Source organism: Clostridium sp. CM039 (assembly GCF_055081075.1).
This window is the reverse complement of record NZ_CM143649.1, coordinates 2,701,018-2,714,404: the sequence shown is the minus strand read 5'-3', so window position 1 is coordinate 2,714,404 and position 13,387 is coordinate 2,701,018. Positions and strand designations below refer to the sequence as shown.

Sequence of the window (13,387 nt, the reverse complement as noted above, 5' to 3'; positions counted from 1 at the left end):
TTGTATATAAAGTAGTTTATAATGAGTATAGTTGCTATATCATATTTTAATAAAATAAGTGAAATCAATCCGTGCAGCGTATGCTACACGTGATATATAAGAGAGGAAGTTTTATATATGGGAAAAATATTGGTGCTTGCAGAGAAACCCTCTGTAGGCCGTGAACTAGCGAAAGTTTTAAATTGCACTCAAGGTGGAAATGGGTATTTAATGGGACAAAAGTATATTGTAACTTGGGCACTCGGACATCTTGTTACACTAGCTGGTCCGGAGGATTATGATCAAAAATATAAAAGTTGGAAAATGGAAGATCTTCCTATGCTGCCAAAGGACTTAAAACTGGTAGTTATTAAGGAAACTTCAAAGCAATATAAGATTGTACATGAACTCCTAAAAAGAACTGATGTAGATGAGCTTATTATTGCTACAGATTCGGGACGTGAAGGAGAACTAGTAGCACGTTGGATTATTCAAAAAGCAGGATTTAGAAAGCCAATTAAAAGGTTGTGGATTTCTTCTCAAACTGAAAAAGCAATAAAGGATGGATTTGCGAATCTTAAACCTGGAAAAGATTATGAAAACCTATTTTGGGCAGCGCAATCAAGAGCAGAAGCAGATTGGCTAATAGGGCTTAATGTTACAAGAGCATTAACTTGTAAATATAACGCTCAATTGTCTGCAGGAAGAGTTCAAACACCAACTTTGGCACTTATTGTTGAAAGAGAAAACGAAATTAAGAGATTCATTCCAAAGGATTACTGGACAGTAAATGGAAAGGTAAATAATTTTACAGTTCATTGGTCTAGTAAAAATGGTGAAGCACGTACATTTGACAAGCAAAAGGCAGAAGATATAGCTAATAAGGTAAATAATCAAATGGGAACCGTTTCCGAGTTAAATAAAGCATCTAAAAAAGAGCTCCCTCCACTTGCATATGATTTAACGGAGCTTCAAAGGGATGCAAATAGAAAATTTGGATATTCTGCAAAGCAAACTCTTAATATAATGCAGAGATTATATGAAAATCATAAGATATTATCTTATCCAAGAACAGACTCTAGACATATTACCACAGATATTGTAGCAACGCTTCTCGACAGATTAAAGAGCATTGCTATAGGACCATATGAGAAAGCTGCTAGAAGTATAATAAAAGGAAGGATACATACTACAAGTAGACTTGTGGATAATAGCAAGGTATCAGATCATCATGCTATAATTCCAACAGAGCAACATGTAGATTTATCAAGCCTTAACAAAGAAGAAAGAAGCATTTATGACTTAGTTGTAAAAAGATTTTTAGAGGTTCTAAGTCAACCTTTTGAGTATGAGCAAACTACTGTGAAAATAAATGTTAAGGGTGAGACTTTTTCTGCAAAAGGAAAAATAGTTAAGTCAAAGGGCTGGAAAGAAATAAGTAGTTCTGAGGGTGGAGAAGACAAAGATCAGTCACTTCCACCAATTAATAAAGGTGAAGAAGTTAAACTTACTTTAGTTAAATTGGAAAATGAAAAAACTAAGCCACCAGCTAGATATAATGAAGCAACGCTGCTTACAGCTATGGAGCATCCAGGAAAAGATATCCAGGATGAAAGTCTAAGAGAAGCATTGGATAATACTTCGGGACTTGGGACGCCTGCTACGAGAGCAGATGTTATTGAAAAATTATTTAACATCTTTTATATGGAGAGAAGAGGCAAAGATATATTCCCAACCTCAAAAGGAATACAGCTAATAGGTTTAGTTCCGCAGGAATTAAAATCCCCAGAGCTTACGGCTAAGTGGGAAAAACAGCTTCAACTTATAAGTAAAGGAAAAGCTAATTCCATGAATTTCGTAAAAGATATGAGGGAATATGCAGTGAAGCTTGTGAAGAATGTTGCAGCTTCTGGCGAAATATATAAACATGACAACGCCACAAGAATGAAATGTCCTGAGTGTAGTAAGTATCTTCTTGAAGTTAACGGCAAAAGGGGAAAGATGCTAGTATGTCCAGATAGGGAATGTGGATATCGTAAAGGAGTTTCACAAGTTTCTAATGCACGTTGTCCTACTTGCCATAAGAAAATGGAGATTAGAGGAGATGGAGACAATAAGATATTTGTTTGTGGCTGTGGATATAGAGAAAAACTTTCAGCCTTTAACAAACGTCGCGACTCAGAAAAAAGTGCTTTAAACAAAAAAGATGTCAGTAGATTTTTGAATCAGCAGAATAAGAAAGATGAACCAACTGGCAATTCTGCTATGGCTGAGGCTTTTGCTAAGTTTAATTTAAAATAGTAAGGAAAAACACAATGTATAAGATTTTTATGCGTTGTGTTTTTTTATTCTCGAAATATATCTCAAGCGCGCTTAATTATTGATTAAGCTTAATTAAAAGGCTAAGGATATTTAATGGTGATTTTATTCATAATTATTCATAATTATCCTATTTTTATTTAATAATTAAATTGTATGATAATCTTATGATGATAAATAAGTTATTCATTAATAATATTAATAATAAAAGAAAGGACGATTGTAAGGTATGTGGGTTAAAAAATTAAGACAACGAAAAATGCAGAGCATTATGATTTTTTTTATCATATTAATTTGTACCATGCTAATGTCAAGTTCTATAATGATGATATCATCATTACAAAAACCCTTTGAAGATCTCCAAAAAGAGTGCCAATCTCCGAAAGTAAAAGTATTTCCTCTTGAAAAAGGAGAAAAAGAAATCGGTGAGTTATCCAAAAGAATAGAAGGATTAGACTCTGTATCAAAAACAGTATTAATTAACAGACATTGGATAACAGAAAAAATATCTTATAAAGGTGAAAATGTGGAAACATTTGCAAGTTTAACCAAATATGAGAGAAGTGTATATGGGAAGATAAGATCTATTAGCAATAAAGTTGATGTGCCTAAGGAAGGAGAGTGCTTTATTCCAGCTGCACTCTCAAATGAATATAATATAAAGGTTGGCGGAAAAATTGTTTTATGGAGTGGCAGTAGAAATTATACTTACAAAGTAGCAGCCATTTATGCAGATCCATACTCTATATCTTTAGCATTTAATTGTGAATTTCTTGTGAGTGAAATTCCAGAAGAGTTAGAAACTTCAAAGGTCATAGCAGTGTTTAGCGATAAGAGTATTACTGGAAAAGATATTATTAGCGAATACCGCGTGAAAAATCATGGCGTATTAGAAGGAAGAGCCATGACAATAGAAGATAGTATGAGTAACAGTGCTATATCAGAGAAGATTTTAGGCGGTATATTGCTGGCAGCAAGCATTCTTGTGCTTTTAGTAAGTAGCATGATGATTCGCTATATGATTAAAAATGCTCTAATTCAAGATAGCAAAACTATAGCTATTTATAAAACCATTGGTTATTCATCAAAATCTATTATGAGAATTTATATGGAACTATATTTCTTTATTGTAGCAAGCGGAAGTGTTCTAGGAATCATTTGTTCTTCATTTATTTCAAGTAAATTTACTAAGCAAATCTTTGCTAATATTGGTGAAACTAATCATGCTAGTATATGGTTTCCTGCATCAATATGTTTTTTCTTAATCAATGGCTTTGTATTACTTCAAGTTTATTTAGTAATAAATAAATTGAAAGATATAAAACCGGTTATTGTGCTAAATGGAAGAGAAAATCAGTTTGGCACTCGTAAAACAAAAAATCATCCCTTTACAGAAAAATTAAGTTTTTCTCCACTAGGAATAGCAGTTAGAAATATGCAAAGAGATAAAAAGAACACTTGCTATATTATTCTCACTTGTGTGATTTCTGTTTATTGTGTAAATTTTGCTTTAGCATCCTTTTCTTTATTAGATACAATGAAGGACGATAATTATTATTGGATTGGTTTTGATAAATTTGATGTTGCAGCAGTTGCCACCAATCAAGTAAAATTTGATGATAATTGCCACATTTTATTAACAGACCCAGCTGTTAAACGTGTTATTAAAACAACTCCAGAAAAAGACGTTATGGTAAAATGGGCAAAAGGAATGGGTGATCCCACTATTGGAAGCATGGTGTATGAGACTTATAAAAATATTGATATGCCAGTGGTGAAAGGGCGCAATCCAATACACAGTGATGAAATCGTATTAGGTAATTTAATTGCAAAGGAAATGAAAAAAGATGTAGGCGATTATGTGGATATTTATTTAACCGCAGATAAAAAAGTAAGCCTTCTTGTTGTAGGAACTAGCCAAGGGTACTATGAACTTGGTAGAATCTGTAGATTATTAGGCTCTACCTTCGAAAAAAATGGAGTAAAGCTTTCTTACAATGAAGCCTCAATTTATCTAAGTAAGAATGTAGATAAAAATAAGTTTATAAAGAAATATAATACTATGATGAAAGATAATTTGAAAATTATAGATCGATCAAATAAATACAGCAATATTATGGATATGATATGTGGGCCTCAAAAATTAGCAATTGGGCCATTTATGGTATTGGTTATGATTATCGGAGCACTCAATCTTTTCTGCATAGTATATTTAAAAAATATAAAAGACCGAAAGAAACATAATATTTTCAAATCAATTGGTTATTCCGGAAAACATTTATTGTTAACAAATTTATATTACATTGGAATTATTGCACTAATATCGATTTTAGTAACTGTCCCAATCTTTATTGTAGCGTTTCCTAAAACTATGGTTCTATCCACATCTATGTTTGGATTTGAACAATATCTGGTGACTTATAATGTTGCAACTATGGTTATAGGAAATATTGTGATATTGTTTGTGTTCTTACTAAGCGCTGTATTATCATCAACTGGATTATTTAGTAATCACCTAACAGAGCTCGGGCAAGAATAAAAAAATAAAAAAATAGTGAGGTAGAATTTTATGGATAATGTTATAATTAAAACAAGCTTATTGTGCAAAAGTTTTTTAAGTGATGGTGAAGAAAATAACGTAATCAAAAACTTAAATCTTGAGATAAATAAAGAAGACTTTACAGTAGTTATGGGAAGTTCCGGCTCTGGTAAATCCACTTTGCTTTATCTGTTAAGCGGTATGGATGGAGCAACTAGTGGAGAGGTATTTATAGGTGATGAAAATATTACAAATTATAAGGAAAGTGAAATGGCTGATTTACGAAGAAACAAAATCGGATTTGTATTTCAAGGGATTAACCTTATTCCTGATCTAACCATTTATGAGAATATTGTAAGTCCGACCTATAAAACTAATAAAAAGAAATTTGACATTGATAAAAAAATTGATGAGTTATTAGAGAAAATGGAGTTAACAGATCACAAAAAAAAATTCCCCAGTCAATTATCTGGTGGACAAAGTCAGAGGGCGGCAATTTGCAGAGCGCTTATAAATGAGCCTGAACTATTATTTGCCGATGAACCTACAGGTGCACTTAACTCAGCTCAAGGAGAAAATGTACTAGATATTTTTTCTGATATTCATAAGGGAGGTCAAGCAGTTGTTATGGTTACCCATGACTTAAAGGCCGCGCTTCGAGGCACTCGAATTATATTCTTAAAAGATGGCTATTTTGATGGAGATTTAAAATTAGATGAATATAAAAAAGAGACAGCTGATGAAAGAGAAAAAATAGTTTATGAATTTTTAAAACAAAGAGGATGGTAAAAAATAGGAGATATTATGGAGCAAAAAACGATTTTAATTATTGAAGATGAGAAAGAGTTGGCTGAAATATTACGCGATTATCTAGAAATAGAAGGTTTTAAAATATTCATTTCATTTGATGGCGAGGAAGGATTAAAACTTTTTAAATCCAAAAAACCAGAACTTGTACTTCTTGATATTATGCTCCCTAAAGTAAATGGTATGGAGGTTTGTAAGCAAATTCGAAATAATTCTAATATACCTATAATAATGGTATCTGCTAAAAGTGGAGAGATGGATAAAGTGATTTCCCTTGGAATTGGAGCAGATGATTATGTCACAAAGCCCTTTAGTCCGTTGGAACTTGTGGCAAGAGTAAAAGCCCATTTAAGAAGGTATAAAGAGCTCGAACAATCGAAAGCTCCTTCTGTAATTATTAATATTGGTAAGATTAGAATTAGTAAGGAAAGCTATGAGGCAAGTATAGATGGAAAAATCATAGATTTTACCACAAAAGAATTTGAAGTCTTATATTTTTTTGCAAGGCATGTAAACCAAGTATTTTCAAAGCAGCAAATATACCAAGAGGTTTGGGGTATGAATGAATTTGGTGATATTAGTAGTGTGGCAGTTTATATAAAAAGAATTCGAGAAAAGTTGAATGATTTTGAACTTTGTTATATCAAAACAGTATGGGGAGTAGGATACAAGTTATCTGTATAAAATTATGAAAAATAGAATTTTCAAGCAACAAATAGGGTTACATTTTTTTATAGTGCTCATTTTGGTAATATCCACATTAATGTCCATGATAAGATATTCAAATAATAAAGAGGAAATTCTTTATAATAAGTCCAGAATTCTAGTAGCCAGTCAAGTCAATGAACTAGAATCAAAACGATATAAACAAGGTGAGTTTTCTTATACAGTGTTTGATTTAGCTGGAATAGTTGTTTATACCAGTGACAAAAATGATTATAAACAAGGGGGATTTATAAATCTTAAAGAGGTTCTCCAAACTGATAAAAGTTTTTATGAAAAGAATAACAAACAAATTAAAGTTTCCTTTGTTTTGTTAAGTGGGAAAAAGGTAGACAAATTTGCTGTGTTTACTATACCAAGACAGCAGATATTAAAGCGTACAGAAATAGAAAACTTGTTCTATTTATTTGCTCCAATTATTTGTGGAATTATCCTTGTGCTACTTATACTAATTGCCATAAATATTTATATGAAATACCATGTCTTAGATCCACTGCTTGAAATAAACCAGTCCTCAAAAGCAATTATTGAAGGTAATTATGACATTCCAGTAGCACGCGCAAGAGGCAATAGATTGCTACAGAATGAAGTGGCTGAATTAACATATGGGTTCGAATTAATGCGAGATCAATTAAAGGAAAAGAGAGAAAAAGAAAAGGAATTAAAAAGGTCCCAAAAGGAACTTATTTCCTGCATTTCTCATGATTTGAAAACACCTATATCGACAATTAAAGCGTATAGTGAAGGCATGCGAGATGGCATTTCAAACACTGAAGAAAAACGCAAAAAATATGTTGAAGTTATTATTCGAAAATCTGAGGTAATTACTAAAATGGTTAACGATTTGTCAGAACATTCAAATGCGGAATTGAATGAACTGAAAATTGTAAAAAGTGAATGTTATTTGGATATATATTTAAAAAAGGTAATATTAGAATTAAAGCTTTTAGTGGAACATTATGGACTTACCTTTGAATATCAGTGCAATGCTGCAAATGTAATGGTTTCTATGGATAAAAGCCGTATAACACAGGTAATTTACAACCTTATAGAGAATAGTATAAAATATACTAATCATGAAAATGGCAAGATAAAAATTACTGTTTTTTATCTTGAAACTGAAAATAAGATAGCTTTTTCTGTAATGGACAATGGAAGTGGTATTAGTTTAGGAGATATGACCTATGTTTTTAATAAATTCTATAGAGCAGAAAAATCTAGAAGTATGAGCATCCCGGGTTCTGGACTCGGATTATCAATATGCAAATATATTGTAGAAGCCCATGGCGGAAACATTAAATGTAAGAATAACCAAGTAGCTGGGGCAGAATTTATATTTACTATTGATATATAAACATCCCTTGTGTGCTTATTTTTATATTTATGAGAAAATAGTAAGTAAACTTTGCGACGATTTTGAGAAATAGATTTTCGAATAAATAAAAAAACTATTATTGGAGGGATTTTAAATGGCAGAAATTAAATTTGAAATAAAAGAAAAATCAGGGGTGATTTCCGAGTCAGCAAAGGGATGGACAAAGGAACTAAACCTTGTCTCTTGGAATGATAAAGATCCTAAATATGATATTAGAGATTGGGATTGCGAGCATAAGAAGATGGGTAAGGGGATTACTTTATCTGTAGAAGATTTAAAGAAACTTAAAGATATTTTGAATAGTATGGAAATATAAGAATATTACTATGGGGATATTGACTTCTTAAAATGAAAATGGATAAAAGAATGTGTTAATTAAAATTAACATTTCTTTATCCATTTTTTTTAGTGAAATAATAAAAGGAAAAGCTCCTATAGAAAGTTATTTATCCTACTTTAATACAATATTAATTCTATAAAAAGTATAATTTATTTAAATTATTGATAGATATCCTAATTTAATAAGCGAAGTATTAAGTGTAGGGCGATATACTCTATGCAAGCTTGCTTTAGAAAGAAGGTTTAAAATGAAAATCCAAGAAGAAAATTTTGTTATTCAGTTAATAAATAAGAATGAAAGGGCGCTCGACTATGTTATAGAAAACTATGGATGGATTATTAAATGTATTGTAAAAAAACAACTTTACAATTTGCAGAGTGTTCAAGGAGAATGTATTAATGATATACTTCTCGGAATTTGGAATAACATTGGTAGTTTTGATAAAAGTAAAAATGAATTTAAAAATTGGGTAGCTGGAATAGCTAAATTTAAATGCATCGACTATAAGAGAAAGTATCTAAAAACGTTAGGACATGAAAATATAGATGAATTAGAACTAGGCATTCCAGATACCACTCATGAAGATATTATTAAAAATGAAGTAGAGGATGATATTAATGATATTTTAAATTGCTTAAAAGAGAAGGATAAGAACTTGTTTTATAAGCTATATGTTGAGGAGAAAGAAATGGATGATATAAGCAAAGAAACAGGTATTAAGAGAGAAGTTATTTACAATAGATTATCTAGAGGGAAGAAAAAGATAAAAAGTATGCTTAAAATTAGCGAAAGTGGAGGTATTAAATATGAAAAATAATATATACACTATGTTAAATGAAGCAGACATAAATTTAGATGATTATAAAAAAGAAAAATTTAATGAAATAGAAGAGAAAAACATAAAGAATAATTTTAAAAAATCAATTAATAAAAAGAAATTCTACAATAGAAAAATAGTGGCAGCGGTGGCAGTTGTAGCATTAACTGTTGGAATGCTTGGAAGTAATGTTCAAGTATCAGGATTATCAACGTTTAGCAGTAATATAGGTGCTTTTTTAGGAATACAAGAGAAGTTGGATGAATATAACACCGTTGTAAATAAAACTATAACTGATAATGGAGTAACAGTTAAATTAAATGAAGTAATATTGGATGGAAATGAACTGAATGTTTCTTATAATATAAGTTCTAATAAAAAGTTAGGAAAAGATCAATCCTGGCTTGATTCCAACGAGATTTATGTGAATGGAAAAAGCGTAAATGGAGGAAGTGGGGGAGGAGCTTTTAATATTAATGACTATACTACACAATCGGTTATTACTTATGATTTAGGTAAAGTAGATTTAAGTGGAGATTTAAATATAAAAATCTCATCTCATGCTATGAATTTGAATGATAAGAAAACCAAGGGTTCTTGGGTCTTTAAATTTAAGACCAGTGGTAGTGAGTTAAAAGCAAATACCAAGGAAATATTACTTAATAAGAAGTTTTCACTTCCAAACGGCGAAGAATACACTCTAAAAAAGTATACAAATAATGCCGTAGGTCAAAAAATTTATGCTTCAATATCCAACTTTACAACAAAATCAGCATATGATGTGAATTTGAAAGGATTTGATGATTTGGGTAATGAAGTTGAATTTTACTTATCTCACTCAGAGAAAGAGGAAGCATTATTTAAAATAGAAAATATAGATGGAAATCTTAATAAAAATGCAAAAACATTAACACTTACCCCCTATGCAGCTAAATATCCAGATAAAAGCGGTAGGATGGATGGTGAATATAAACAAGTAGGAGATAAATTTATAATAGATTTATCACAATTAAAATAATGATGAATATATATGCAAGTATATTGTAGAAGCCCATGGCGGAAATATTAAATATAATGAAAAAAGATAATACACACTGTATTATCTTTTTTTCTTATATTTAATTAATAAAGTGATTTTACCCTACTTTAATTTAGAGGCACACTTGGGACAAATATTCCACTCAGGTTCTACTGGGAATCCACAAGAGCTACAATTATCTTTAAGCTTAAATCCACAGAGGGGACAATTCATAAAGTGGTCATCTACAGGATTTCCACAGCTTTTGCAGATTTTTTTAGTGTAGGAATTCCTTACGACTAGATAGATTATTAAACCTATAAGGTTTGGAACAAATAGTGCCACCATTGTCCAAAGCCAAGGGTCCATACCCCTTTTCTTTGAATCCATAAATACAAAATGACCAATTAAATAAATTACTCCAAAGATTAATAAAAGTATTAAAGGTAGTATTATGAGAGGTGGAACTATTCCAGAGATATTTGTGTGCCCATGTCTATAGTCTGAGGCTATAGCAAAAGATATGAAAATAATAAAAGATAAAAAGAGTAGGGAAAGTATTGTTATAAGGATAAAAAATATTTTTTTTGAATTTTTCATTTTAATCTCTCCTTTAAATAATAGTTGAAAATTTTAGCCTGATCTGTTCTTTAAAAAGTATTAGAGGTAATATTGATAAGCTTGAAATTAAACTGTATAAAATATATAGACCTATAATTCCTTTAAAATTAAATTTGAAATATACAATAATAATTAAACTTATAAGTGAAATAATATTAAAAAAAACTGACATACAAACAATGGGCAAAAAGTGTATGTTACTTATTTTTTCTTTAGTATTTTGAACTAAATTTTTAGGAAGATTAATATCTTCATTACCTAGTTCAAAGAGAAGCTCTTCTAAATGTTTATCTTCCATAGTTATTATCCTCCATATATTCTTTTAATAACTTTTTAGCTTTATTTAATCTGGATTTTACAGTTCCTTCAGGTATTTTAAGAATTTCTGAAATTTCTTTTTGCTTTAATTCGTTGTAATAAAATAGTATTATTACCATTCTAAATTCATCTTTTAAATTATTCACACTATTTCGTAACTGTTGCTTATTTTGGTTATTATCATAAGACTCCTCAGGAAGAAAGGTAGTTGACTTTATATTTTCCATTACAATGTTTTTCTCGTTAATATCAAAAAAATCTATAGATTTTGAAACCCACCGTTTTACTTTTCTATAATTATCTTTATATAGATTAATAGCAATTGTAAAGAGCCAAGGTTTAAAATTCTTAATTCTGTTAAAGTCATCCATATATTTAAAAGCTTTTATCCAAGTATCTTGAAATAGATCTTCAGCACTAGTACTGTTTTTATGCAAATGTATACAGAACTTATAGAGAGGAATTTTATATTTTTCTATAAATAGTGCAAGCGCTTGATTTCTATCAGTATCAAAAGTTATCCAAATAAACTTATCATCCAAAACCTTGCCCCCTTTCACTATTTACTACGCGTGAAAATATAAAAGGTTCATTTAATAATTTAGAATCAACCTTCGTTAGCGTAGGAAATAATATTATAAAATATATTTTACACTAAATAATATAGTAATATAAAGAATCATTTTAAGAAGGGTCATTGAGAATGAAATAAATAATCATTCTCAATGAGTTTAGTGATATAATAATAAACAAACTTTAAGGAAAAGGAGTTACAATAATAATGAATATTTTTAAAAAATTTAAAAGTTACTATAGACCATACAAGGGGCTGTTCTTTGCAGATATGTTTTGTGCATTAATTTTATCTGTAATTGATTTGGTGTTTCCCTTAATAGTTAGATATTTGCTAAATGATGTTTATGTATTAAATGATGGAAATAAGATATTTAAATATGTTTTATATGTGGGGATAGCACTATTACTTATGTATATTGCAAGGTATTTTTGTCAGTATTTCATAACCTCATGGGGACATATAATGGGAGCAAAAATGGAAGCGGATATGAGAAAAGACATTTTTAACAATCTTCAAAAACAATCTTTTTCTTATTACGATGAAGCGAATACCGGAAAGCTCATGTCGAGAATAGTTACAGACCTTTTTGATATATCAGAACTTGCACATCATGGGCCTGAGGATGTATTCATATCCATACTAAAAATAGTTGGGTCTTTTGTTATACTCGCAAATATAAATTCAAGAATAACACTTATACTTCTTTTATTTACACTGGCAATGTTATATTTTTCATATTTCTATAATCAGAAAATGCGAAATGTTTTTTCGGAAAACAGGGAAAAGATAGCAAGCGTAAATGCCCAAATTCAAGACAGTTTAGCAGGTATTCGCGTGGTGAAATCATTTGCTAATGAGAATATAGAAAATACTAAATTTGCTAAAGGTAATAACGAATTTTTAAAGACAAAAGAGGAAAGTTATTTTATAATGGGCAAATTCCATAGTGGTAACAGCTTTTTTCAAGGATTACTTTATCTTAGCGCTATACTTGTAGGGGGTATATTTATAAGTGATGGCTCATTAAAAGTATCTGATCTTGTAATTTACATACTTTATATAAATACATTTTTAAATCCTATTGATAAGCTTGTAAATTTCACGGAGCAGTTTCAAAGAGGGCTTTCGGGATTTGAAAGATTTGTTGAAGTCATAAATACAAAGCCAGACATAATCGATAAAGAAGATGCAGTTGAATTGGTTAATCCAAAAGGAGAGATATCTTTTAATAATGTATCATTTAGTTATAATAATATGCATAAAGTATTAAGTAATATAAATATAAAAATACAATCAGGTAAGAATATTGCACTTGTTGGTCCATCGGGTGGTGGTAAAACAACCTTTTGCAGTCTTATACCAAGATTTTATGAGGTAAACCATGGTTCAATAACAATAGATGGCATCGATATAAAAGATATAAAACTTAAATCACTTAGAAAATCTATTGGGATAGTCCAGCAGGATGTTTATTTGTTTTCGGGAAGCATTAAAGAAAATATATCATATGGCAGACCGGGAGCATCGGAAAAGGAAATAATTGAGGCGGCTCAAAAGGCAAATATTCATGAGTTCATTATGAGTCTTGAACATGGGTATGATACTTATACTGGAGAAAGAGGAGTAAGACTTTCTGGTGGTCAAAAGCAAAGGATATCTATAGCAAGAGTATTTTTAAAGAATCCAGCAATTTTAATACTTGATGAAGCTACATCAGCTCTTGATAATGAAAATGAACAATATATTCAAAAATCATTGGAAGACCTTACAAAAAACAGGACGACGCTCGTTATTGCTCATAGATTAAGTACAATAAAAAATGCGGATGAAATAATTGTACTTACTGATGAAGGAGTAAACCAAAGAGGAACGCATGACGAACTTATAAAGCAAGAAGGATTATATTCTTATCTTTACAATATGCAGTTTAAGCAAATAGAGTAGGAGTGATAAT

Annotated in this window: 12 protein-coding genes; 9 read left to right on the top strand and 3 right to left on the bottom strand. The window is 30.3% G+C overall.

What is annotated here, in order from left to right:
* The first annotated feature begins 117 nt into the window (after positions 1–117).
* The 8 genes from ACWJJ2_RS12620 (at position 118) to ACWJJ2_RS12585 (ending at position 9,917) form a co-directional block, all read left to right on the top strand.
* Positions 118–2,280, top strand: coding sequence for a DNA topoisomerase III (locus ACWJJ2_RS12620; protein ID WP_462953367.1), 2,163 nt, complete (start codon positions 118–120; stop codon positions 2,278–2,280).
* Between the two features lie 289 nt (positions 2,281–2,569).
* Positions 2,570–4,837, top strand: coding sequence for an ABC transporter permease (locus tag ACWJJ2_RS12615; protein WP_462953366.1), 2,268 nt, complete (start codon positions 2,570–2,572; stop codon positions 4,835–4,837).
* Between the two features lie 30 nt (positions 4,838–4,867).
* Entirely contained in the window at positions 4,868–5,626 is a 759-nt protein-coding gene (locus ACWJJ2_RS12610; protein WP_462953365.1) for an ABC transporter ATP-binding protein, read from the top strand.
* A gap of 15 nt (positions 5,627–5,641) precedes the next feature.
* On the top strand, positions 5,642–6,328 hold the full coding sequence (locus ACWJJ2_RS12605; RefSeq protein WP_462953364.1) for a response regulator transcription factor: 687 nt from the start codon (positions 5,642–5,644) through the stop codon (positions 6,326–6,328).
* Positions 6,329–6,332: 4 nt separating this feature from the next.
* On the top strand, positions 6,333–7,721 hold the full coding sequence (locus tag ACWJJ2_RS12600) for a sensor histidine kinase (RefSeq protein ID WP_462953363.1): 1,389 nt from the start codon (positions 6,333–6,335) through the stop codon (positions 7,719–7,721).
* Between the two features lie 115 nt (positions 7,722–7,836).
* Positions 7,837–8,058: a YdbC family protein gene (locus tag ACWJJ2_RS12595; protein ID WP_216304148.1), complete on the top strand. Its 222-nt coding sequence runs from the start codon at positions 7,837–7,839 to the stop codon at positions 8,056–8,058.
* Positions 8,059–8,329: 271 nt separating this feature from the next.
* Positions 8,330–8,899: a sigma-70 family RNA polymerase sigma factor gene (locus ACWJJ2_RS12590; protein WP_462953362.1), complete on the top strand. Its 570-nt coding sequence runs from the start codon at positions 8,330–8,332 to the stop codon at positions 8,897–8,899.
* Positions 8,889–9,917 (top strand): DUF4179 domain-containing protein, encoded by a 1,029-nt coding sequence (locus tag ACWJJ2_RS12585; protein WP_462953361.1) that lies wholly within the window; start codon positions 8,889–8,891, stop codon positions 9,915–9,917. Before ACWJJ2_RS12590 ends, ACWJJ2_RS12585 begins: the two co-directional genes overlap by 11 nt.
* 123 nt (positions 9,918–10,040) lie before the next feature.
* Here the strand turns inward: ACWJJ2_RS12585 and ACWJJ2_RS12580 are convergent, their stop codons facing one another.
* Genes ACWJJ2_RS12580 through ACWJJ2_RS12570 form a run of 3 tightly spaced genes read right to left on the bottom strand, consistent with a single transcriptional unit; the run spans position 10,041 to position 11,398 of the window.
* Entirely contained in the window at positions 10,041–10,517 is a 477-nt protein-coding gene (locus ACWJJ2_RS12580; RefSeq protein WP_462953360.1) for a zinc ribbon domain-containing protein, read from the bottom strand.
* 13 nt (positions 10,518–10,530) lie between these two features.
* Positions 10,531–10,836: a hypothetical protein gene (locus ACWJJ2_RS12575; protein ID WP_462953359.1), complete on the bottom strand. Its 306-nt coding sequence runs from the start codon at positions 10,834–10,836 to the stop codon at positions 10,531–10,533.
* A complete protein-coding gene (locus ACWJJ2_RS12570) occupies positions 10,826–11,398 on the bottom strand; it encodes an RNA polymerase sigma factor (protein ID WP_462953358.1) in 573 nt (190 codons plus the stop codon). The genes ACWJJ2_RS12575 and ACWJJ2_RS12570 overlap by 11 nt, the downstream gene beginning before the upstream one ends.
* Before the next feature lie 239 nt (positions 11,399–11,637).
* Between ACWJJ2_RS12570 and ACWJJ2_RS12565 the strand changes: the two genes are divergently transcribed.
* Complete coding sequence (locus ACWJJ2_RS12565; protein WP_462953357.1) at positions 11,638–13,377, top strand: ABC transporter ATP-binding protein; 1,740 nt, start codon at positions 11,638–11,640, stop codon at positions 13,375–13,377.
* Positions 13,378–13,387: the final 10 nt, after the last annotated feature.